This window comes from Nitrosopumilus maritimus SCM1 (genome assembly GCF_000018465.1).
In the GTDB taxonomy this organism is placed as follows: Archaea; Thermoproteota; Nitrososphaeria; order Nitrososphaerales; family Nitrosopumilaceae; genus Nitrosopumilus; species Nitrosopumilus maritimus.
In genome coordinates, this window is record NC_010085.1 from 40,199 (window position 1) to 62,175 (window position 21,977).

The 21,977-nt window shown below is 33.0% G+C and carries 23 protein-coding genes and 1 tRNA gene; 17 read left to right on the forward strand and 7 right to left on the reverse strand.

Annotated elements, in window-relative coordinates; all coding sequences use genetic code 11:
• The first annotated feature begins 7 nt into the window (after positions 1–7).
• Complete coding sequence (locus NMAR_RS00265; RefSeq protein WP_012214438.1) at positions 8–673, forward strand: hypothetical protein; 666 nt, start codon at positions 8–10, stop codon at positions 671–673.
• On the opposite strand, the gene NMAR_RS00270 is transcribed toward NMAR_RS00265, so the two are convergent.
• On the reverse strand, positions 657–1,307 hold the full coding sequence (locus tag NMAR_RS00270; protein ID WP_148679996.1) for an endonuclease III domain-containing protein: 651 nt from the start codon (positions 1,305–1,307) through the stop codon (positions 657–659). The two genes, NMAR_RS00265 and NMAR_RS00270, sit on opposite strands and share 17 nt — an antisense overlap.
• Positions 1,308–1,362: 55 nt before the next feature.
• Between NMAR_RS00270 and NMAR_RS00275 the strand changes: the two genes are divergently transcribed.
• Positions 1,363–2,517, forward strand: coding sequence for an aconitase X (locus NMAR_RS00275; RefSeq protein WP_012214440.1), 1,155 nt, complete (start codon positions 1,363–1,365; stop codon positions 2,515–2,517).
• Positions 2,514–2,900: an aconitase X swivel domain-containing protein gene (locus NMAR_RS00280; protein ID WP_012214441.1), complete on the forward strand. Its 387-nt coding sequence runs from the start codon at positions 2,514–2,516 to the stop codon at positions 2,898–2,900. The genes NMAR_RS00275 and NMAR_RS00280 overlap by 4 nt, the downstream gene beginning before the upstream one ends.
• Here NMAR_RS00280 and rqcH read toward each other — a convergent pair.
• Positions 2,875–4,824, reverse strand: coding sequence for a ribosome rescue protein RqcH (gene rqcH, locus NMAR_RS00285; protein WP_187146542.1), 1,950 nt, complete (start codon positions 4,822–4,824; stop codon positions 2,875–2,877). The two genes, NMAR_RS00280 and rqcH, sit on opposite strands and share 26 nt — an antisense overlap.
• A 103-nt stretch (positions 4,825–4,927) precedes the next feature.
• Between rqcH and NMAR_RS00290 the strand changes: the two genes are divergently transcribed.
• From NMAR_RS00290 to cobM, 4 genes are read left to right on the forward strand one after another with little or no spacing between them, the layout of a single operon-like run.
• Positions 4,928–5,404 (forward strand): hypothetical protein, encoded by a 477-nt coding sequence (locus tag NMAR_RS00290; RefSeq protein ID WP_012214443.1) that lies wholly within the window; start codon positions 4,928–4,930, stop codon positions 5,402–5,404.
• A 24-nt stretch (positions 5,405–5,428) separates the two neighbouring features.
• Positions 5,429–6,019, forward strand: a complete 591-nt coding sequence (gene cbiT / locus NMAR_RS00295) for a precorrin-6Y C5,15-methyltransferase (decarboxylating) subunit CbiT (protein ID WP_012214444.1) — start codon at positions 5,429–5,431, stop codon at positions 6,017–6,019.
• Positions 6,020–6,054: 35 nt separating this feature from the next.
• Positions 6,055–6,777, forward strand: coding sequence for a precorrin-2 C(20)-methyltransferase (gene cobI, locus NMAR_RS00300; protein ID WP_012214445.1), 723 nt, complete (start codon positions 6,055–6,057; stop codon positions 6,775–6,777).
• Entirely contained in the window at positions 6,770–7,540 is a 771-nt protein-coding gene (gene cobM / locus NMAR_RS00305) for a precorrin-4 C(11)-methyltransferase (RefSeq protein ID WP_012214446.1), read from the forward strand. Before cobI ends, cobM begins: the two co-directional genes overlap by 8 nt.
• Here the strand turns inward: cobM and NMAR_RS00310 are convergent.
• The gene (locus tag NMAR_RS00310; RefSeq protein ID WP_012214447.1) at positions 7,521–8,276 is read right to left on the reverse strand and encodes a glutamate racemase; all 756 of its coding nucleotides are present in this window, start codon (positions 8,274–8,276) and stop codon (positions 7,521–7,523) included. The genes cobM and NMAR_RS00310 overlap by 20 nt on opposite strands.
• A 105-nt stretch (positions 8,277–8,381) precedes the next feature.
• Here NMAR_RS00310 and NMAR_RS00315 point away from each other — a divergent pair, with 105 nt between their 5' ends.
• Positions 8,382–9,032, forward strand: a complete 651-nt coding sequence (locus NMAR_RS00315) for a Snf7 family protein (RefSeq protein ID WP_012214448.1) — start codon at positions 8,382–8,384, stop codon at positions 9,030–9,032.
• Positions 9,033–9,079: 47 nt separating this feature from the next.
• On the opposite strand, the gene NMAR_RS00320 is transcribed toward NMAR_RS00315, so the two are convergent.
• The 3 genes from NMAR_RS00320 to NMAR_RS00330 form a co-directional block, all read right to left on the reverse strand.
• Positions 9,080–10,240 carry a glycosyltransferase gene (locus tag NMAR_RS00320; RefSeq protein ID WP_012214449.1) on the reverse strand — a complete coding sequence of 387 codons (1,161 nt, stop codon included), beginning with the start codon at positions 10,238–10,240 and terminating at the stop codon, positions 9,080–9,082.
• Positions 10,241–10,401: 161 nt separating this feature from the next.
• Positions 10,402–11,859, reverse strand: coding sequence for a glycine--tRNA ligase (gene glyS / locus NMAR_RS00325; RefSeq protein ID WP_012214450.1), 1,458 nt, complete (start codon positions 11,857–11,859; stop codon positions 10,402–10,404).
• Positions 11,860–11,889: 30 nt separating this feature from the next.
• Positions 11,890–12,729, reverse strand: coding sequence for a deoxyribonuclease IV (locus tag NMAR_RS00330; protein ID WP_012214451.1), 840 nt, complete (start codon positions 12,727–12,729; stop codon positions 11,890–11,892).
• A gap of 85 nt (positions 12,730–12,814) precedes the next feature.
• Here NMAR_RS00330 and NMAR_RS00335 point away from each other — a divergent pair, with 85 nt between their 5' ends.
• The 5 genes from NMAR_RS00335 to NMAR_RS00355 are packed head-to-tail and all read left to right on the forward strand — an operon-like array spanning position 12,815 to position 19,404.
• Complete coding sequence (locus NMAR_RS00335) at positions 12,815–13,840, forward strand: DNA primase (RefSeq protein WP_012214452.1); 1,026 nt, start codon at positions 12,815–12,817, stop codon at positions 13,838–13,840.
• Positions 13,840–14,961: a DNA primase small subunit domain-containing protein gene (locus NMAR_RS00340; protein ID WP_012214453.1), complete on the forward strand. Its 1,122-nt coding sequence runs from the start codon at positions 13,840–13,842 to the stop codon at positions 14,959–14,961. Before NMAR_RS00335 ends, NMAR_RS00340 begins: the two co-directional genes overlap by 1 nt.
• Positions 14,962–15,008: 47 nt before the next feature.
• On the forward strand, positions 15,009–17,864 hold the full coding sequence (locus NMAR_RS00345) for a UPF0182 family protein (protein WP_148679997.1): 2,856 nt from the start codon (positions 15,009–15,011) through the stop codon (positions 17,862–17,864).
• A complete protein-coding gene (locus NMAR_RS00350; RefSeq protein WP_012214455.1) occupies positions 17,865–18,407 on the forward strand; it encodes a type 1 glutamine amidotransferase in 543 nt (180 codons plus the stop codon).
• Between the two features lie 34 nt (positions 18,408–18,441).
• Positions 18,442–19,404, forward strand: a complete 963-nt coding sequence (locus tag NMAR_RS00355; protein ID WP_012214456.1) for a tetratricopeptide repeat protein — start codon at positions 18,442–18,444, stop codon at positions 19,402–19,404.
• Here NMAR_RS00355 and NMAR_RS00360 read toward each other — a convergent pair.
• Positions 19,405–19,478, reverse strand: a tRNA-Gly gene (locus NMAR_RS00360). It lies immediately after the preceding gene.
• Between the two features lie 52 nt (positions 19,479–19,530).
• Between NMAR_RS00360 and NMAR_RS00365 the strand changes: the two genes are divergently transcribed.
• The 4 genes from NMAR_RS00365 to NMAR_RS00380 all read left to right on the forward strand — a co-directional run bounded on the left by NMAR_RS00365 (position 19,531) and on the right by NMAR_RS00380 (position 21,971).
• Positions 19,531–19,704 carry a hypothetical protein gene (locus tag NMAR_RS00365; protein WP_012214457.1) on the forward strand — a complete coding sequence of 58 codons (174 nt, stop codon included), beginning with the start codon at positions 19,531–19,533 and terminating at the stop codon, positions 19,702–19,704.
• A 198-nt stretch (positions 19,705–19,902) separates the two neighbouring features.
• Positions 19,903–20,316, forward strand: coding sequence for a S6e family ribosomal protein (locus NMAR_RS00370; RefSeq protein ID WP_012214458.1), 414 nt, complete (start codon positions 19,903–19,905; stop codon positions 20,314–20,316).
• Between the two features lie 31 nt (positions 20,317–20,347).
• Entirely contained in the window at positions 20,348–21,610 is a 1,263-nt protein-coding gene (locus NMAR_RS00375; protein ID WP_012214459.1) for a translation initiation factor IF-2 subunit gamma, read from the forward strand.
• Positions 21,603–21,971, forward strand: a complete 369-nt coding sequence (locus tag NMAR_RS00380) for a PIN domain-containing protein (RefSeq protein ID WP_012214460.1) — start codon at positions 21,603–21,605, stop codon at positions 21,969–21,971. Before NMAR_RS00375 ends, NMAR_RS00380 begins: the two co-directional genes overlap by 8 nt.
• The last annotated feature ends 6 nt before the right edge of the window (positions 21,972–21,977 follow it).

Below are 21,977 nucleotides of genomic sequence, written 5' to 3' on the forward strand. Positions count from 1 at the left end.
TAGCTCCATGAGATATCTATTTGCAGCAATTTTACTTTCTGGAATTTTTATTACTCCTGCGTTTGCTCAGGAAGTAAACCCTTCATTAATTATTGATGAAATCGAGATTCCTGCTCAAGAATTTAATCGAGTTTTACGAGATGCTCCTGTTGTCCCTCTAGATGAGATTCATGCAGTCAGCTGGCAGGTAACAATTGATAACAATCTCCTTTATGCAAATCCTGATGGAAATGCCGTCTTTAGACTCTATGATGCAAACTCTGAAGACGAATTCATTGAGGTTGGAATGGGTTCAATTCCTGATAACAAATTCTGGGTAGCAGTCCAGACTCCAAAAGAAGGATACATTGTAGTTCATAGCGATTTGGAAAGAGGTTGGTATCCAGAAGCAAAGTCGATCATCTCCTTTACAGATAGAGCAGGACTAACTGTCAATAACGGTGCAAGAATTGTCGTCACCAATTTGGATATTGGTGAATTTGCAATAGGTTCTTACTCTGTTCATGGAATGGAGGGCTCTACTGATCCTCCCGCAGCAAATTCCGGTAGTTTGATTTTGGAATTTCTTTCAGGTGATCCATCAAAGAATGCATTTGCAATGTTTCCATTTTATGTTGCAGCAGGAATTGGTGTTATAGTTGGAGTGTTGTTTCTAACTAAGAAGCGTTCTTAGATTTGTAAAATTTGCAACTTCGCTTTATTTTACATACATCACACATTGGTGATATTGGTTTGCAAATGTTCTGACCATACATAACAAATGTGTCATTAATGTCAATCCAAAATTTCTTGTCAACTTTTTTCATTAATTCTTGTTCTGTTTCTTCAGGGTTTTTCGTTTCAACCAAACCTAATCTGTTTGAAATTCTATGAACATGAATGTCAACTGGAATTGCAGGTTTCTCAAATGCATAAACTAGCACACAGTTTGCAGTCTTTCGTCCTACTCCTGGCAATTGTACTAAAGTATCCAAATCTTCAGGCACTTTACCCTTGTATTTTGAATCAATAATCTTTGCAACTTCAATAATTCGTTTGGATTTGACATGATAGAATCCAATTGATTTGATAATTTTTTCAACATCTTTTAGTTTGGCATTTGCAAGTTGTTTTGGATTTTTGTATTTTGAGAATAGGACCTTGACTACTTTTGTTGTACTCTCATCTTTTGTTCTGGCAGAAAGTATGGTTCCAATCAAAATACTAAATGGACCAGTCTCAGCGTCGTGAAGATCTCGTAATGCAGTTATTCGTGGTGTCTTTACCGAGTTCATTGTATCCATCATTTTACTTAGAATTTTTTCCATTTTCATATGAAAAACTACGTACAAGTATTATAACTGTAAATCCAAATCAATCTCATTGGAATTAACTAGAGAAGAAGAATCTGCACTAAAAGGTGAACAGGGTGAAATTATGCAAATGGCATACAGAATTCTTGTTGCAACCGGTGAGGCAACAGATGCAGAAAAACTAGTTCCAATTGAATGGACTCATCTATCTGGAGTAAATTATAACACAATAGGCGATGCAGGCGAAGAATTTCTTTCGAGTATTAGCAAAGATGCACGAGTCAAAGTAAAGACCACTCTTAATCCCATGGGATTTGACATTGATAATGTATCAAACTATGGATTAGATGAGAATTTTATATCAAAACAACTCTCTATTAGAAATTCATATGAAATAATGGGTGTTATTCCATCTTTTTCATGTATTCCTTACGAAATTTTTGAGATTCCAAAAGATGGAACTCAAGTTGCATTTGCAGAAAGCAATGCTGCAATTCATGCAAATTCTTATGATAATTTGAAAACAAACAAAGAAAGTGCATTTAGTGCACTAGCTAGTGCATTAACTGGCAAGAGTCCTTACTCTTCACTACGAAAAGAAGATTCACCAAATGTAACAATTAGAATGAAAGTAAACGATCCAAATGAACTGACATATGGAATGTTAGGCTTCTTTGCAGGAAAAGTTGGAGATATTTCTGTAAATATTTCTGGTTTAGGTGAGATGGATAACCGTCAATGCAAGGCAATGTGTGGTGGAATGGGAACGTCTGGAACCTGTGCCAAATTTATCTTTGGAGAAGGTGAGTCTGATGCTGAGAAAATAGATTTTGATGAGAAAGCAATGCAAAATGTTTATGATGAGCTAAACACATCTGAGAAAGGGGATATCATTACACTTGGTAGTCCTCAACTAGGGTTAGAAGAAATTTCAGAACTAGCTGGAAAACTAAAGGGACGAACATTTGAGAAGAGATGTATGATATTTACTCCAAGAACTGTAAAAGAACAAGCAAACAAAATTGGCTATACAAATGAATTAGAACGTGCAGGATGTGAAATTCTTTCTGACTGTTGTACATGTCTTACTCCGTTAATTAACAAAGAAAATGTTGATGCTGTTACAACTAATAGCATCAAGGGTGCATTTTATCTAAAAAACTCTAATGGTGTTGGTGTAAATCTAAAATCATTATCGCAAATTATAGAAGATGAGACACGATGAAGGTTCTAGTTTCAGGAAAAGTTGAAGGTATTGTACTAAAATCAAAAGATGCAATTAATTTTCTAGGAACAGTTGACAAAAAAACTGGAATTATTAGTGACAAAAATCATGATCTATATGACAAATCAATCAAAGATACGATTCTAGTTTTTCCTTCTGGTGTTGGAAGTAGTGTAGGTGCATACACAATTTATTCTATCAAATCAAATGGAACAGCACCACTTGCAATGATCTGTCAAAAAGCAGATCTGACTGTAGCTACTGGATGTGCACTAGCAAACATTCCACTCGTAGTTTTGCCTGATGAAGAATTTTCTTCAATAAATAACGGAATGAAACTATCCCTTGATACTGATGCTAGTCATCCTCTTCAGTATCAATGAAATTTTGAATATCTGCTTCCCCTCTGTTAACATCTTTTACCTGGCTTTTTCCAGCAGGCATTACGCGAACAAATTCATCAATACTGATTTTTTTAGTAATTTCTTCATGAATTTTTGAGAATTCCAGCCTAATTTTCTTTGCAGCATCAACCATTTCGATTCCTTGTGGTTCAATTATTGCATAACAGATTGAATTTTTCTTGATTGTTTCAGGTGGGCCACATGTTAATGCATAGCCATCTTCTTGTGGAATTATCCCCACTGCTAGTTTGAGATTTCCACTTTTAATGAAATTTCTTTGCCCTTCAATTGTAAATGATCCTTTTGGAAGAAATTCTCCACTTGGAGCTGATTTTTTTACTTGATCGGGATTTACCCAATATGCACTAACACCGTACATTCCTTCTCTCCATGCACGACTAAAACAAACTGTTGCATGTGAAACTTCATTCATACTTGTATCAGGAACATTTTGTGCATCTTTGATAATAAAAAATGGAGAACCAAAAATATCCCCATGGAAAATTTTATCATTCTTGTCCAAATGTTTTCTTACCACTGCAGAGTTTGATGCAGCATCTCTTCCACCAATCACTAAGAATCCATCAGATGTGTAGAACCATCTATATCTTTCATACCAGTTCTTTTTTCTAATTTCAGAAACTAGAATCGTGTCTTTCTCAGATTCTGTTTTGTTTTGTAGTTTCTCTAATTTTTTTAAAGTCTTAGATTTTATTTCTTCAATAGAACTTATTGCACCTGATTGTTTTTTTGCCTCATTAAATAATGCAGATGCAATTGATTGCAAAGACGCCTTTGTGTCTACCTTTATTTTCTCATCTTGAATAACAATTAGTGGAATCCCTTTTTCTGAAATCAATTTTGCATTGTTTGCTGTCATGATTTCTTGTGCAGAACTATCTTCAATTGATAAAATCCCTTTTGAAATCATATCATAGAGTGAATTTGCTACATTTGTGATATTTTTTGACCTCTCTTTTACTGTTTGAATGGCTTTTTCCTGCTCAGAAATCTGAGTTTCTAATTCTTTTATCTTCTTGTCTGAGCCACTAGTCTGAATTGATTTTCCTTTATCTACAATATTTTGTGTAAAAACAGTGTCAAGTCCTTCTATGAAGCTGTTTACTTTGGTAATCTCTCCTTCAATTTTTCCAAGTTGAATTGGAAGAACTTCTGTTTTTTCATTTCTTACTATGATAGGATCATGATTCTCTGAAACAATGTCTGATACGGTTTTCTTTGTTGTCTCAAAGATCTTTTCTATCTCTTCCTCAGTTAGAAGATTACCAATCTTTTTTGGATCAACATTTGCAATTTCAAAAATACCTTCTACATATTTTTTTGGCAAACCTAGAGTACGTCCAAACCATTTTGCCGCAACCAATTCTGTTGTTTTGATATCTTCAAAATCCTTTTCTGCTAAATTGAAAATATCTAATCCACTTTGTGGGGGTTGAGCATATTCTAACCCCACACTTAGTTTTCTATGTCTTACATCTATTGAATGCTGCAATGCAAGAATTTTCATCTCATTGTTGCAAAGTAAAATATTTCCATCTCCAAAAAATTCACCTACTAAAACAAACTCTTTTCCAAATCCTTCAAATCTAAAATATGCAATCCTTTCAGCACCAATTTGTTCGATCTTTTTTAATTTTAATCGAAGGAGATCACTTCTTAGTCTTTTGAGCAACTTATTTGGTTCAACTTGATCAATTTTTACTTCTGTTAACCAAACTCCTGAGGTAGAGATCATCATGAATAGATCACTTTTTTCAGTATGATGTAATTTGAAGAGAATACTGTCTTTTGTTATTCCATAGATATTGCTGACATAGTAATCTTCGACTTGTTTTGAAATTTTATCAACTAAATATCGTAATTCAATTCCTGATAATGCCATGCCTATCATATTTTTTATCTGAAATTATACCCTTGCTATGACGTGCTCAAATTTTGACCAAAGATATTAAACATGGTTTGCTTGAGACACGCTAGAAATTTAATTGGCCAAATTCAAAAAGAAGAAATCAAAACCTACACCTGAGCCTGAGGACTCTAAGAAGGAAACTCCTCAAGAAGAGCCAGTTGATATTCCTGAAATAGAAAAATCTGAACCAGCTCCTGAACCATCAAAAGAACCTCAGATGAGTGAGGCTGAAAAAAGTGACAAGGATAGAAAATTAAACAAATTATTTTGGATGCGTGTTGCTCTTGCAGTTATTGCAGGTACTGCAGCTACTTTCATCTTTGAAGATATTGAAGGCGAGGATAGACGATGGGCATCCATTGGATTTATGATTATAGTATTCTTTGCAACAATTATTGTAGCTAAAGGAATGAAGATGCAATTACCATCATCAGACAGAAAGAAAATTGTTACACAAGCAATTGGTAGCTATGTTTTCTTGTACTTGTTTACTTGGATTGTAACCTATACTCTAGTTCATTCTGGAAATATTTCTACTGGAATTAACATCTAGTATACTACAAAAGGTGATAATCTAATGTGGGATTACAAAACTCCTGGAATTCCTGATGAAGAGTTTGAGAGAACTGAAAAAGTTCCCATTACCAAAGAAGAAGTCAGAACTGTTCAAATTAGTAAAGCTCGACTAAAATCTGGACAAACTGTCTATGATATTGGCTGTGGTAGTGGTTCTATTTCTGTAGAAGCTGCACTACAAATTGAATCTTCTGGAAAAATCATTGCAATTGATTATGATCAAAATGCAGTAGACTTGACAAAAAAAAATTTGGAAAAATTTGAACTTTCAAATGTTTCAGTAATACTTGGGAACGCTAAAGAAAAAATTTTAGAACTTGAAGAAGCTGATGCAATATTTGTTGGTGGCACTGGTGGTGATACCAAAGAAATTGTAGAGTTATCTGAAAAGAAACTAAAGATAGGTGGACGTATTGTTATTGGAATTATTCTCATTGAAACATTATACTCTGTATTGCAAGTGATGGATACATTACAATTCAAAGATGTAGACATTACTCAAGTAACCATCTCTAAAAGCAGAAAAACCACTACTGGAACCATGATGCTAGCACGCAACCCTGTGACCATAATTTCAGCAACCAAAGCCTAATCTAGCTTTTAATTGGGAGAAAATTTAGTCATTTCATGCCTGGATTGATAGGAATTGGTGTTGGTCCTGGAGATCCTGAACTTCTTACAGTCAAGGCTGTAAAAGCAATCCAAGATGCTGACATTATCATGTGTCCTGCCTCAAAAGAAGACAGGCCTAGTATTGCATTATCTGTAGTTGATTCCCTCATTGATAAATCAAAGAATCAAGAGATTGTAAAGCTAATTTTTCCTATGACTAAAGACAAAGATGTCCTTGAAGAGACTTGGAAAAGAAATGCAAAGATTATGGCTGAAACTGTACAATCAGGAAAAAATGTTGTTTATCTAACAGTAGGTGATCCATTTTTGTATAGTACTTGGATATACATGCACAAAGATCTTACTGAAAAATATCCTGAAATGAACATTAGTGTTATTCCTGGAATTGTTTCAATGTTTACATTTGCATCAAAAGTTGGTGTAAGTATAGCTGAAGGAGCTGAAAAAGTTGCAATAATTCCTTCTTGCTATGATTTGAGTAGTGTTAAAGAGATTGCAAAAAATTCAGAATCTATGATATTTCTAAAAGATGGTAGATATTTTGATCAAGTAATTGATGTTCTAAAAGAATCAGGATTCCCTGATAACTCTATTTTTGCAATTGGACAAGACTTGGGAACAGAAAATGAAATTATTAGAAAGATGACTTTGGGTGAAGTAAATGATGATACATTAACTACAAAATACTTTTCAATCTTGGTGGTAAAACGTGTCTGATGTATTCTTTGTTGGTTGTGGACCAGGTGATCCTGAACTAATTACAGTTAAAGCAAAAAAACTAATTCAAAAAGCAGATGTTGTTGTTTATTCCGGTTCTTTAATTCCAGAACCCATTTTGAAATTATGTAAAAAAGGAAAATTGTATGATGCAGCTGGAATGGTTAGAGAAGAAATTTTTGATGTGTTATACAAAAATGCAAAAAAAGACAAACTTGTTGTTAGATTGCATGATGGTGATCCATCAATCTATGGTGCAATCAAAGAACAGATTGATAACCTTACAAAAAAAGGAATAAAATCTACAGTCGTGCCTGGAGTTACTGCATTTTTAGCCTCAGCAGCTGCTTTGGGAACCCAACTAACTCTTCCAGGAGTTACTCAAACAATTATTGTAACTAGAGCAGAATCTAGAACCAAAGTTCCAAAAAGAGAAAAAATTTCTGAACTTGCAAAACACAAATCCACTTTGATCTTTTACCTCAGTGTTCATTTGATTTCTGATTTAGTTAAAGAAGCAATTGCAGGTGGATACAAAAAGAAAACACCTGTTGCTGTAGTATATAGAGCAAGTTGGAAAGATCAAAAAATTATCAAAGGAACACTTGGTGACATTGCAAAGAAACTCAAAGAAGAAAAAATTACAAGAACTGCTATTGTAATAATTAGTGATGTAATTGATCCTGAAACATATGAATATTCTAAACTATATGATAAAAAATTCAGTCATGGTTACAGAAAAGCTAAAAAGACAAAAAATTAACCTTGTTTTTAATTCCTATTTTTGATAATTTTAATTGAAATTCTTTTGTGTTTCCAGAAGTGAAAATTTTTAAAGAATTTTTTTTAGATTGTTTGTTTTTTATTTTGAAATAAATTTTTTGAGCTACAATATTTCCTGGATCAACAAATTGTATGTTTGGAAATTCTTTTTCTAAATATTTTTTTAAAAATGGTAAATGTGTACTCGATAATGTAACAGCATCGATTTGATTTTCATTCAATATTTCTAATTTTTTTTTAATGATCTTTTCACAATATTTTTTTTCTGTAAGAAATTTTCCTGATTCAACTAAATCTACAAGTTTTGTTCCATTAATTTTAAAAATTTTAAAAGACTTTGGGATGTTTTCTTGAATGTATTTTGATAATCCTTTACTTTTTGTTGCCGATTCTGTTGCAAGTATCCCGATTTGTTTTGACTTTGTGATTTTTTTTGCTTCTTTTAGAGGTGGCTTTACAACAAAGATTCTATTTGTGCCTAAATCTAACATAAGGCTAGGCGTATTTGATGCAACAACTATGAAATCAGGAGAGAATTTTTCTAACAAATTGATAGATTTACGCATAATTCTTTCCAATTGAGCCTGAGATTTTTTGCCATAAGGGTAACTTTGCTGGTCTGCAAAGTAGATGATTTCAGACTTGAATGCTTTTTGCATTTCTTTAATTATAGATAATGAGCCTAGTCCTGAATCAAAAACTGCAATTTTAGCCACAACATTATCAAAAGAATCTCAGAATAATAGTTTGTTAGCTAATTTTACCCAAAAACTGATCTAAATTTACACCCGACATTAAGACTAAATTTCTAAATCCAAATCATGCCAAACTTCGACAAGACTTGGGCTCGACAAGAGACCCAAAGCGTAACTGGCAAACTCCGAGAAGCAGTAAAGCCTCAAGGTGCATTAAAACCACGAATCCAAACTGCAGTAAACAAACTACAAGTCCAAATTTCAAAGATGGACTCTATGTTAGGAAAACTGCACGAAAGAGATGCGCAACTCTTTCAGAGAGTCGTGACTGCAATGCAGCAACATGATACTAGCACAAGTAGAGTTTTGTCTAACGAATTAGCTGAAATTCGTAAGGTTACAAAGATGCTCGGCAACGCAAGAATGTCATTAGAACAAGTCCAACTAAGACTCACAACTATTCATGATCTTGGTGACGCTATGGTGGCAATCGGACCAGCAATGTCTACAATGAAGGGATTGAAGTCATCGCTAGGAAGATTCATGCCAGAAGCAGACTCAGAATTGAATACCATGACCCAGACACTCAATGGACTTATGATGGATTCACTTGCAGGAGACTCATTTAACATGGAGTCAGACGTTTCTAGTGAAGAAACAGAGAAGATCCTACAAGAAGCATCTGCAGTAGCTGAACAACAGATTGGTGATAAGTTCCCATCTGTACCTTCCTCAACTGGACTTTCGTCAGGAACCTCTACTTCTACCTTCGAGTAGTTGGGAAAAGACGTCAGTCGTTTCTTTTTATTTTAATTTCTAAAAAACTAGTTTAGCAATTTTTCTTTGAAGGTAAATTTCTTGTTTAATACAAAGTTTCCAAAAGCTGCTGTAGCCACTGCTAAAATTAATGCTAATGGATATGAAATCTCAGCACTATCCACTAGGAAATACACCATTCCTAATTGTACTAATGCACCTAGCGAACTAAACAATGCAAACTTGCCATATTGTGACATTGTCTTTTTAATTCTGAAATCTCTATCTCCAAATGTCCATGCTTTGTTTAGAATAAAATTAGTTGAAATTGATGCAATAATTCCAATAACATTTGCATGCAAGTACCACATATCTGAAATTCCACCTGCAAATAATAATGAAATCAAATAGTTTACTACAAATCCAGAAGCTCCAACTGTATAGAATCTTGCTGCTTTGTAAAGAAATTTCACAGACTTTCTCTTCTCTTTCTCTTCTTCTGGCTTTCCATATCTGTAAAGCTTCCAAACCGATTTGTAATAGTCAAAGACTGTTTTCATACTTAGTTTACTAGAACCTAATTCTCTATCTTGAAATGTGTATGGAATTTCTGTAATTGAAACATTTTTTGTTTTAACAAGAATTTCCAAAAGGATTTTGTAACCAATTGCGTCAATATTTAGTCCATTAAGAATATTTTTTTTGAATGCAAAAAACCCAGACATTGGATCTTTTGTATTAATTCCCAATCCTTTTTTTGCAATAAGTGTTGCAAATTTACTAATTAGTTTTCTTTTTGCAGACCAATTTTCAATTTTACCACCTTTAATGTAACGTGATGCAACTGCAATGTCGTATTGGTATTTTTTTATTGATTCAACTAATTTTGGAATAATTTGTGGTGGATGAGAAAAATCAGAATCCATGACAACAATTGTATCGCCTGTTGCTTGCTGAATTCCTTTAAGAATTGCAGAACCTAAACCATCTTTTGTTTTTCTATGAATGACTTCAATTGTATAATTTGTAATTTTCTTCAAATTTTTTAGATAATCATCAACAATTTTCCCTGTTCCATCAGGAGAATTATCATCAACAACAATTGCTTGAGCCGAAATATTTTTGGGTAAATTTTCTTTAATTGATTTTAAAATGTTGAGAATATTTTGAGATTCATTATATGTAGGAATTATGATTGAGATCTGATTATTTGGCTTTTCTACCAACATATTTCCCCAGAAATTTTCAGTAGTTATTAATTTTTAATTATTTTTTAGGCTTGGCAGTCTATTTTTTTAACTCTCAAATTCTACCATTTCCCTAAAAACCATTAATCAAAATTTGAGTATCAGAATGAAATAGATCTCTAAACGAATCTCAGTTATTCGGACTATGGAAAACTAACAGATTCTAAAAGAATAGAATCCATATCAGAAATCTTTACCCTAGATTGTTCCATAGAGTCTCTTTTTCTAATTGTAACAGTATCGTCTTCTAACGTCTGATGATCAACCGTAACTGCAAAAGGAGCTCCAATCTCGTCTAACCTTCTATATCTTCTGCCAATTGCACCTGAATGATCTAAGAAAGCATCAAACTTTCGTTTAATGGAAAGATAAATCTCATCTGTTTTCTCTTTTAATCCATCTTTTTTTACTAGTGATAAAATTCCAACATGAGTTGGTGCTAAGTATGGTTTTAGTGATAAAACTATTCTTTCATGTTCTTTGTCATCCTTGAGTGAGTGTTCCAAAATTGTGTATAAACTCCTATCAATTCCCATTGAAATCTCAAATACGTGTGGTAATACCTTATCATCTCCATCCATAATCTCAAACTTTTCCTTACTCTTGTTTGCATGACTTGACAAGTCATAGTCTGATCTATAGTTGCATGCAACTAGTTCTAACCAACCAATTGTGGTTTCTACCTCAAAATCAAATGCAACTTCTGCATAGAATGCCTTTTCCTTTTCTCCCAATTTCCTAAATCTACTTTTTGAAATATCTATACCTGTTTTTTCATAAAATTCAGTTAATATTCCTAGATAATATGCTACAAACTTGTTTGGAACAGTTCCAGACTCTATTGCTTCTTTACAAGTCATTTCAACTGGTTCAGAATCTGTTTGAACTCTGATTACTGTGTCTTGAACTTCTGTAAACTTTTCAACTTCATCCAGTTTTGATGGATTACAAAAAACTTCAATCTCTGCTTGATAAAATTCTCTTAGACGCAATAGACTTTGTCTGGGAGCAATTTCATTTCTAAAACTCTTTCCTACCTGTGCAATTCCTAAAGGAAGCTTTCCTCTCATAGTTTTGTATAATCTAGGAAAATCTACAAAGATTGATTGACAAGTTTCTGGTCTAAGGTATGCTTCCTCTTCTTCAGGACCAATTCCCACTCTAAACATCATATTGAAATTCTTTGTTTTATCAAAATCCCCCTTACACTTTGGACATTTTATATTATTTTGACTAATTGCATTATCAAACTCTTCCAAATCTGCGCTTTCAGGAATTTCAATTTGAGTTAACTCTGCAATTGTTCTATCTGCTCTAAATGTTGAATTACATTTTGTACATTTTATTATCGGATCAGCAAAATTTCCCAAATGTCCTGAAGCTTCAAATACTGATTTTGACATTATCTGTGAACCATCGATCTCAAGCATTCCATCTCTTCTGATTAGTTCTCTTCTCCACAATTCTAGAAATTTATTTTTTAATCCTACTCCCGTTGGACCATATTCCCAAAATCCAGCTTGTGCATCAGCATAAACTTCACAACTTGGAAAGTAAAATCCTCTCTCAAGTGCTAATTTCATTACTGCTTCATAGTCCATATTTACTCACTAAAACCATTGAATAAATTTCTACGCAAATTCTTTTGCTTTTCTAATGTTCTCAAAATCATCTCTATCGTCATCAATAGGAGTCTCTAAAATTATGGGTATTTTTTTCTTGTTTGCAAACTTTACAATGGCAGAAATTCCTTTCTCGCCAATTCCTCCCATTCCTAAATGGTAGTGCCTATCAAGATTACAACCAAGATCTCCTTTAGCGTCATTTAGATGAAGAATTTTCAAATTATCTATTCCTACATATTTATCAAATTCTGAAAAAGTTTCTTTGACTTTTGCTTCGGTTCTTAAATCATATCCAAAAACAAATGCATGACATGTATCTAAACAAACACCAAATTTTTTTGCAGGTTTTAGTTGTTTGAATATTTCTCCTAATTGTTTAAAATCTGAACCAACAGAATTTTTTTGTCCTGCTGTATTTTCTAATAAAATCATTACATCATTTTTTGTTTTACCTGCTTCAGTTAATCCTTTAACTAATTTCTTAATTCCTGCCTCTTCTCCAGTTCCTAAATGACTTCCAAGGTGTGTTACAAGATATGGAATTCCTAATTGTGCACATCTCTCAACTTCATCTACCAAAGTTTTTACTGATTTTTCAAACCCATCTTCTTTTGGAGTAGCTAAATTTGGTAAGTATGGCATATGTGCACATGTTGCAAATCTATCAATTTTACTTTCTTTTAATTTTGATTTAAAATTGGTAATGTCATCTTTTGTTAATGTCTTTGCATGCCATCCTCTTGGATTTCTAGTAAAGATTTGAAACGCTGAACATTCTCTTTCTACTGCATTGTCCACTGATTTGTCAATAGATCCTGAAATTGACACATGACAGCCGATCTGCATATTCCAAATTTTATTAAAACATAATTTAAACCAGCATCAAATATACTGAAACCAGATTTTTAAGTAAACTAGGTAATTTACTAGTATGCTGGCACTTGGACAAGATGAAATTGCAAAATACCCATTCTTAGCTGATGCTGGTCAGTATCTGAAAGATAAGGGATTCACCTTAGAACAATTTGGAACAGATCCTGATCTTAAGGAACTGATAACTAAGGCATATGAGAGAATTCAAGTTGCAGCAGATGGCAAGATCTACAAATCTGATCTTATTGGGGATCAGGTCTCAAAAGAAGCAGCACTACCTAGAGAAGTTTTCTCATTTTTACTCGCTATAGTTTTGTTAAAACTAAGTGGTATGCATACTCTAATCAAGAGATTTGCGCTAGCTGAGGCAAGACGAGCTGAAAAATATCTAGAAAAGGACCTAGCAGATATTTCAGATGAATCAAAAAAACAATTAGCAATTAGGGTAATTGATGATTTATTTTCAGTTCAAATAGAAAAACTGGATGATTATTTTGTAATTCCCGTATCTGATTATCTAAAACATTCTATTAATTTTCATGAAAGGGAATGGAAATTAATTAATAGACATGTTGAAAATGGACAAGTCTTTCTTACTCCTCATGAAACTGTGAGATTGATTAGAAAAGAACTTGGTACATACATCAATTCAAAAATAGTAAATGCAAAAACACCAACAATGATTCCTGGCTTTGAAGATTCTGTAAACAAACTTGTAATGTTATCAAAAAAATTCTCAACTTTTACAGTAACAACTGGAGAATATCCTCCATGCATCAAACATGCAATTGACATACTTGAAAAAGGTGAAAATCTTCCACACTCTGGTAGATTTATGTTAGCAACTTTTCTTCTTTCAAAAGGACAATCTGTTCAACAAATTGCACCATTATTCAAGAATGCTCCTGATTATAATGAGCGCGTAACTCTTTACCAACTCAATCATTTAGCTGGAACTTCTGGCAGTGGCACCCAATATTCTTGTCCTTCATGTGAAAAATTAAAAACACAAAGTCTTTGTTTTGCAACATCTGAATGTGATGGCATAATCACTCCACTTCAATTTGGAAAAAAGAGAAAATAATGAATGAAACTGATATAAAATTTCTAGAAAGTGCGTTCAAAAAATATTATTTTGAACAATTCGAATTGATTAGAGTACCAGAACGTACATCTGAAAGAGAATTTGGTTATCAAAAATTCAACTCAGGAATGACACGTCATATTTCAGTCAAAGATGACAAAGAACTGCATTTACTACTAATGCAAAACGTTCCATCTGATGTCTATTGTTCAAATGCATACTATTCATTTCCAAATTTACCTATGAATGAGAAAGATTGGAAGGAAGCTGATCTTATTTTTGATATTGATGCAAAGGATCTTAATCTATCGTGTAGAGGAAATCATACTTTATCAATATGCAATGAATGTCATGAAATTTCAAATAATTCTGAAAAATGTTCAAAATGTAACTCTACAAAATTAGAAAAAAAATCTTTGCCATGTAAGAATTGTATAGACTCTTCAAAAATTGAAGTTAAAAAATTATCAGAAATTCTAACAAATGATCTTTCAGTAAACAAAGATGATATTCAAGTATATTTTTCTGGGAATGAAGGATTTCATATCTATGTTTATAATTCACAATTTCAACAAAATGGTTCTAGAGAAAGATCAGAGCTTGTAGATTACATTATGTTTAATGGTGCAATCCCTGAAAAATTTGGAATGAAAAAATTTAAGCCAAATAGAAATTCTTTTCCAGATTTTGATGAAGCTGGATGGAAAGGACGATTTTCAAAATATGTTTATGGGTCAAAATCAAAAAGATCAAAGATCGTCTCAGAATTACTTTCAAATGGTTATTCATCATTCCAAAAAACTTTGGATGATGTTTCTGAAAATATTGGTACAAAAATTGATCCAAATGTTACAATGGATATTCATAGAATCTTTCGTTTACCAGGCTCTATCAATAGTAAAAGCGGTCTTACAAAAATTCATTGTAAAGACTTGGTAAAATTTGATGCTTATGTCGATTCATCTTTTCTTAGTGATGATAGTGTTGAAGTCTTAGCAAATTGTCCAATTGAGTTTAAATTAAAAAATAAAAAATTTGGGCCATATCATAACGAAAAAGTAAGTGTTCCTACATTTGCTGCAGTCTATATGGTATGCAAAAAACTAGCAACAATAGCCTAATTTTGCTGGTAAGACATTAATTTACCAAATCTTAACTCAACTTGATTTTGTATAGCGCCTCTACTGATAAGCAGACTCCTCCTCCTGATGCTGGAAAATACATCAGATTAGGTATTATTGCAATCATTGGTATTGTTATTTTTGCAATTGTGGGAAATCAGGCAGTTATTTTATCGATGAATTTTACAGAATTTGGCGATCAATTTACCAAGCCTCTCTATTACACACTTGTATCTACTATTATTTTAGCTGCCATTGCATTAGTTCGTGTTAATATCGCTGGACGATCTTCTATTTTCTGGTATGCAATTAATACTGCAATTGGATTTTTAGGTCGAAGTGGACAACAACCAATAACTAATGCTGTACCTAGTTTTAGAGACTACAAATTAAGTTCAGGCCAATTTATTCTCTGGCAAATTACCAAAATTTTCCTCTTTGGTGCATTCTTTGCAAATATCATGTTTGGATTTGCTGCAATGTCGTTTATTGATGGCAATTATCTTGGAATAGAAAATCTACCAAAATTATTTTCATTACCATTTGTAACTCCCGAAACTGATCCAAATTATGCTGCAGAAAACGTAGTTCCAATGATACCTGCATTAGTAATTTTGATACCTCCAATACTTGCTGCAATTGGATTACGTTTAGTTTTGTATGTTGGCTTGCACAGAATAATTAATGTAATCACTTCATTTCTTCAAGACTCTAATGAAGGCAAACCCAGATACCTAAATTATGTTTCTACCATTGAAGGAATAATTGGTATTGGAATACTCTGGGCAGGATTCAATCTCTTTTTCACTGATCAAATCGATTATAACACAAGATATGTCATCGGTGGTACACTTGTTATTGGTTCTGCATTAATTGCATTTTCAGTAGTTGATAGGATTAGAGCACGTGTTCTAACTCATATGTTTAAGAGAGATGTATACATTAGAATTCTTACAATAATTGCAATTGCAATAATTATTGCGGGTGTTGTTTCTGTAAATAATAGCATTGCCGATGCAAAAAAGATTGAATTTTTGGGACCATATACTGCCCAACAAATTGGTGTGAACAGATATCTTGGTGAACTAAATAATATACAAGAAAACACACATGATGTCCAACTCACATCTGTTTCTCCAAACAATATCAAGAATTATGTCTCTCAAAACAGCGATGTTTTAGATGTAATTCGAGTTTGGGACTGGGAAGCAGCTTTTGCCAAATTAAAACCTGAAATTGGTTTGATCCCTTATGTTGACTTTGAAGATAATGATATTTTGAGATTTAACAATACTTTGTATTGGACAGCCTCCATGAAACCAATTCTTCCAACCTCTGTTAGCCTTGAAAATAGATGGTACAATGAGCATTTTGTATATACACATGTTCCAGAAGGATTCCTTACTTTAGAAGCAACAGACGGACAAATTGTTGATAGTGAGCAGTTTTTCAAACAAAGAGAAATTTACTATGGTGAAGGCGGTTTATTTGAACAAACCTGGTCAGGTTATCCTAATTCTAGGGGATCTGAAAGCGCAGAACTTGGTGGCGTTTCATATTCTGGATTAGGAGGATTAGATGTTTCACCTCCATTGAGTTGGATATTTGAGCCAAACTTTTTGCTTTCATTTCCAGGAGAATCTGTTCATATCATGAGATACAAAGATGTTCATGATAGAATGCAAACACTGTATCCTTATTTCCTCTATGACTTGTTTGGTAAAGAACTAGATTCACTTCCTGTTACTGATGGTGAAAACTCCTATTGGTTAATTCCATTAATCATTGGATTTGATACACGAGATGTTCCATGGTCTGTTGGAAATCCATATTTGCGTTTAGTTGGATATGCTCTTGTTGATTCATACGATGGTGACATTCAATTACTAAAGACAGGAGATGATTTCTTTACAGAAATGTTTGCAAGTCAATATGAAGAACAATTCCAACCAATGCCTGCTTGGTTAGAGGAACAGATCAGATATCCTGTTGAGTTATTCAACTGGAAGACTGAGATGTACAATGTTTACCATGTCACAAATGTTGAAACATTCATCCAAGCAAATGAATTTTATGAGATTCCTCGTGGTCTTGATACCTATTATGTTGAGGCAAAACCACCAGGATTTGATCAAACTGAATTCTTAGGCTTATTATCATTAGAATTACGTGGATCTGAAGGAAGAAACCTTGCTGGATATATGGTAGTTGAAAACGATCTTACTAATCTAGGAGACTTGCAGTTCTATGAAGTTCCATTAGATTCTGAAACAAAACTAATTGGTCCAACCGCAGTTAGAGAAGCACTCGATAGAGATCCTGAATTTGCTCAATTAAAGACATTATTGAGAAATCCAAGAATTGGTGATAATATTCTCTACAGGGTAGGTGCTCATGATGTTTACTTTATTCCTGTTTATACTGCTGGTGCTGGTGGTGTAGTTGCACAATTAGGAACAATTGCAGCTGTAGGTGCTGCATTTAATGGAGAATACTTTGTTGGATTGGGAGATACTCAAGAACAAGCATTTGAAGCTTATCTGAAGAAAGTTTCAGGCGTAGCAGGTTCTATTACAGTAGCTGATGAGAATTATGTTGAGCTAGACAGAAATGATAGAATCGAAATCATCAAGAAAGTATTCGAAGAAAATGAAATTACTATATCTGAACCTACATCAATACAAATTCCATTATCATTCAATGAAGGAGAATTGTTCTTCTTTACTGAAAATGAACGTGAAGAAACTGTAGAATTCTTGTCCCAGTTTATTGATGACTTTGTAAAACCACGAAGTGATAGAGTATTCATGTGGCAAGAAGAAAATAATCTCAATATCGGAACAATATATGTCAAGGATGGTATATCTGAGATTCATTATGTTTCAATTGAGGTAGGCAGCTAATTGCTTCTAATTGTAGATAATGGTTCTATTTACACAAAAAATCTAACTGATTTTCTTACTAGAAAAAATATTCCATTTGAAACTAAGACACCATTTACTATAGATATCAATTCATTATCTAATTATGATTCTTTTATTTTATCTGGAAGAAGAAAAAACGAAAAAAAGATTAATGAAATAAATTCCAAAATTGTAAATTATTCTATGCAAAATAATTCTAAACTACTCGGTATATGTTATGGTGCAGAAATCTTAGCTCTTACTTTAGGAGGAACCATCAAAAAAAGCTCATCTTTTCAGAAAGGAAATGAAACTGTAAAGATATTTGAGAATGATCTAACAAATAATGATTCTTTATTGGTTTTTGAGAGTCATAATTTTGAGATATCAAAGTTGCCTAAAGAACTAGTTTCTATTGGAGAATCTTCTAATTGTAAATATGAAATTATCAAACATGTAAACAAGCCTATTTTTGGAACTCAATTTCATCCTGAAATGAGTCTAGATGGAAATAATCTGATTGAACAGTTCTGTCTACTCTGAATGATTTTAATTACTCTGAAAATTTGATTAATTTATGGAACAAGAAGACCATGAATTACTTTTACCTCTAGTTGAAGAAGAAAACATCTGCCTTCCATTGCCTGTTAATGTGGTCTCAAAATATTGGAATATTGATTTGCCCATGGCTGAAGCTACAGAGACTGCAAAAAAATATGCAGGATTTAACGGAAGTATACTAATTGAAGGAATTGAATCTGCAGAAAGACATGGATTGATATGTAAAATTGTGCATTCTTCTCTAAATGAACTAAAAAAAATTATTGATTCTGGAATCCCTCCAATAGTAATTCTTCCAGGAATACCTGAAGTTACTCAACATGCTTCAATTATTACTGGTTACAATAATGATGAAAAAACTATTTTGCATTATATCCAAACAGGAAATCAAGAAGGTGAAATGCAGGAAGGTGCAATTCCTGAAGATGTTTTTGAAAAAGAATGGTGTGAAGAAGGAAAGTTATTGATTGTACTTGCACCTGAAGATATTATATCTTCTATCAAACTTGAAAATGATTCTTTTGATAAATCAAATCGATTATGTTTTGAATCAGAACGACAAAATATTCTAAAAAATTACTCAGAAGCAATCAACTCTTTAAACCAAGCAATAGAATTGAATCCAGAAAATTCAACAGCACTCCATCTTTTAGGTACTATGATGAATGAACAAAAATCTTCTGAATGTATAAAACTTTATGAAAAATGCTTAGAGCTCAATAATAGATCATATTTGACGTATAATGGACTTGGAAATTTTTATCTAAAAACAAATGATTTTGAAAAAGCAGAAGATTGTTACACAAAAGCAATTGAAATTAATCCCAAACGTTCTGCTAAAATTTACAAAAATCGTGCTTATCTTAGAGAACAACAAAACAAGAATAACGATGCAAAAGACGATCTTAAAAATTATCTAAAATATTTTCCAAAAGCTCCTGATAGAGGAATTATAGAACAAGCAATTCGTGAATTATAATGCGGAGTGCGGGATTTGAACCCGCGGCCTTCAGCTTGGGAAGCTGACATCATACCAGACTAAACTAACTCCGCTTGTGCTCTCTTCATTAATTATAATTAAATATCTTAATTCTCAAATTAGTACATGGATGCAAGATGTCCTGAATGTGAAAAAGTTGCAATACTGGATGATGATGTAACAAATGTAAAATGCCCTCATTGTAATTTTGAAGCAGATTATGACACGTATCTTGAAATCATGAAAGATCAAGCAATCAACATGTCTTCTGAATACATTCCTGATAGACCCGGATTATAATTTACCAATAATTTCCTTTATCTGAACAATCTAGATGCGCTCCACAATTAGGACAAAACATATGACAGGCCTGCATGTCGACCATCTTATTATCGCACTTGGGACATCGTATATCTTCAGCCATGTTCATCTCTATCTCTGTTAATTTAAAAATAATGTCCAAAGGTTAATTAGTCGTTTTAGATTTTTTTCGAATACTTGGCAAACTTCAAGATTACCATTTCCGATACCAAAGGAAAATCAATGTCTAAAGAGCTTAAAGATAGCGATGCTAATCCTCTCTTAGGACTTGAATTAGGACAAGAAACTGATGCTTCTGTTGTAGGTCTAAATGGAAAGTTAAAACTTACTGGAGGTAGTGACAAGTCTGGTGTTCCAATGAGAAATGATATTCATGGTGCTGCAAGAAAATACGTTTTGCTTTCTAAAGGTGTAGGTTTACAAGATGCAGAGAAAGGACAAAGAGTAAGAAAATTAATGCGTGGAAACACTGTTTCTGAAGAAATTTATCAAATTAATTGCAAATTTGATGGTGAATTACCTGTTGAAGAAGCTCCTGCAGAAGACGCACCAGAATCTGCAGAAGAAAAATCTGAAGATAAAAAAGAATAACTTAACATATAACGATTCTACCTTTTGACTCATGCACTGGAGAGAGACACTTCCTGATTGGTACATTGAAAAGTATGGGTATCAACCATGTGTTAACATTGGAACTGCTGGCCATGTAGATCATGGAAAAACTACTCTGATTCAAGCATTAACTGGTTCATGGACAAGTGTTCATAGTCAAGAACTAAAACGTGGAATTACAATTCGTGTTGGTTATTCTGATGCAGCATTTTACAAATGTAAAAACTGTGAAGAACCATTAGGGTATTCTACAACACCAAAATGCAACAATTGTGGTGGAGAAAGTGAACTATCTAGAGTTGTTAGTTTTGTAGATAGCCCAGGACACGAGAGTTTAATGGCAAATATGCTATCTGGTTCTGCATTAATGGATGGAGCATTATTACTAGTTGCAGCAAACGAAAAGGTTCCAAGACCCCAGACAAAAGAACATCTTTTAGCACTCCAAACACTTGGAATTCAACAGATTGTAGTAGTTCAAAATAAAGTTGATTTACTATCTTACAAAGAAGCACTAGCAAATTATCAAGATATTACAAAATTTGTTAAAGGAAGTCATGCTGCAAAAGCACCAATTATACCAATTTCTGCCCAATCTGGCCTAAATGTAGATGCATTAATTGGTTCAATAGAATCTAATATCAAAACCCCTGACAGAGATGAAAAACAAGATACAGTTATGCATGTTTTACGTTCTTTTGATGTAAACAAACCTGGAACTAAATTAAAAAACATCAAGGGAGGTGTTATTGGTGGTAGCTTGACTCAAGGTATATTCAACGTAGGTGATGAAATTGAGATAAAACCAGGAATACTAAATGAAAAGAAAAAAAATTATGAACCTCTTGTAACAGAGATTACTTCTTTAGGAACTGCTGCTGGAATTGTTGAATCTGTAAAACCTGGTGGCTTAGTTGCAATTGGAACTAAACTAGATCCATCAATGACTCGAAGTGACTCATTCATTGGTTCAGTTATTGGAAAACCAGGTACACTACCAGAAAATTCTACAAAACTAAAACTAGATGTAACATTATTTGATTCAGCAGTAGGAACTACTGAGGATATTAAAGTCCAACCAATACAAACAGGTGAACTACTTAGAGTGAATATTGGAACTGCTCCATTATTGGGTAAAGTAACTAAAGTAAAATCCAAAAATACAGAAATTGAATTACGAAGACCTGCCTGTATTTTTGAAGGTGGAAATGTAGCACTAAGTAGAAGAATTGATGAACGATGGAGACTAATTGGTGCAGGAATAGTTGGTTGAAGTAATCTGCGATACCAGTTTTTTGATAAATCTTGCTACTAGAAGAATAAAAAATATTGATAATCTTGATGTCGAGATAGGTACAATTTCTTTTGTCGTTCCTGAGGTTGTAAAAACAGAATTATCAAAATTACTTAAAATTCCTGAAAAAAAATATGATATTGAAAAAACATTAAATTTTATCAAAAATTTTAAAACAATTCCACTATCTGGTTCTTTTGCAGACAAAGAATTACTAGAATTTATAAAATCTAATAATTCTATTATAGGCACAATGGATAAAGAATTAAAAAAACAAATAAAATCTGTAGGTAGTTCTGTATTGTCTTTTTCTAATGATAAGATAATTTTAGAATCTTAGAAAAAT

What these genes read in the sequence shown, in the direction of transcription:
- NMAR_RS00265 (WP_012214438.1), top strand. Translation starts at nt 8, where the DNA reads ATGAGATATCTATTTGCAGCAATTTTACTTTCTGGAATTTTTATTACT.
- NMAR_RS00270 (WP_148679996.1), bottom strand. Translation starts at nt 1,307, where the DNA reads ATGGAAAAAATTCTAAGTAAAATGATGGATACAATGAACTCGGTAAAG.
- NMAR_RS00280 (WP_012214441.1), top strand. Translation starts at nt 2,514, where the DNA reads ATGAAGGTTCTAGTTTCAGGAAAAGTTGAAGGTATTGTACTAAAATCA.
- rqcH (WP_187146542.1), bottom strand. Translation starts at nt 4,824, where the DNA reads ATGGCATTATCAGGAATTGAATTACGATATTTAGTTGATAAAATTTCA.
- cbiT (WP_012214444.1), top strand. Translation starts at nt 5,429, where the DNA reads ATGTGGGATTACAAAACTCCTGGAATTCCTGATGAAGAGTTTGAGAGA.
- cobI (WP_012214445.1), top strand. Translation starts at nt 6,055, where the DNA reads ATGCCTGGATTGATAGGAATTGGTGTTGGTCCTGGAGATCCTGAACTT.
- NMAR_RS00315 (WP_012214448.1), top strand. Translation starts at nt 8,382, where the DNA reads ATGCCAAACTTCGACAAGACTTGGGCTCGACAAGAGACCCAAAGCGTA.
- NMAR_RS00320 (WP_012214449.1), bottom strand. Translation starts at nt 10,240, where the DNA reads ATGTTGGTAGAAAAGCCAAATAATCAGATCTCAATCATAATTCCTACA.
- glyS (WP_012214450.1), bottom strand. Translation starts at nt 11,859, where the DNA reads ATGGACTATGAAGCAGTAATGAAATTAGCACTTGAGAGAGGATTTTAC.
- NMAR_RS00330 (WP_012214451.1), bottom strand. Translation starts at nt 12,729, where the DNA reads ATGCAGATCGGCTGTCATGTGTCAATTTCAGGATCTATTGACAAATCA.
- NMAR_RS00335 (WP_012214452.1), top strand. Translation starts at nt 12,815, where the DNA reads ATGCTGGCACTTGGACAAGATGAAATTGCAAAATACCCATTCTTAGCT.
- NMAR_RS00340 (WP_012214453.1), top strand. Translation starts at nt 13,840, where the DNA reads ATGAATGAAACTGATATAAAATTTCTAGAAAGTGCGTTCAAAAAATAT.
- NMAR_RS00355 (WP_012214456.1), top strand. Translation starts at nt 18,442, where the DNA reads ATGGAACAAGAAGACCATGAATTACTTTTACCTCTAGTTGAAGAAGAA.
- NMAR_RS00365 (WP_012214457.1), top strand. Translation starts at nt 19,531, where the DNA reads ATGGATGCAAGATGTCCTGAATGTGAAAAAGTTGCAATACTGGATGAT.
- NMAR_RS00375 (WP_012214459.1), top strand. Translation starts at nt 20,348, where the DNA reads ATGCACTGGAGAGAGACACTTCCTGATTGGTACATTGAAAAGTATGGG.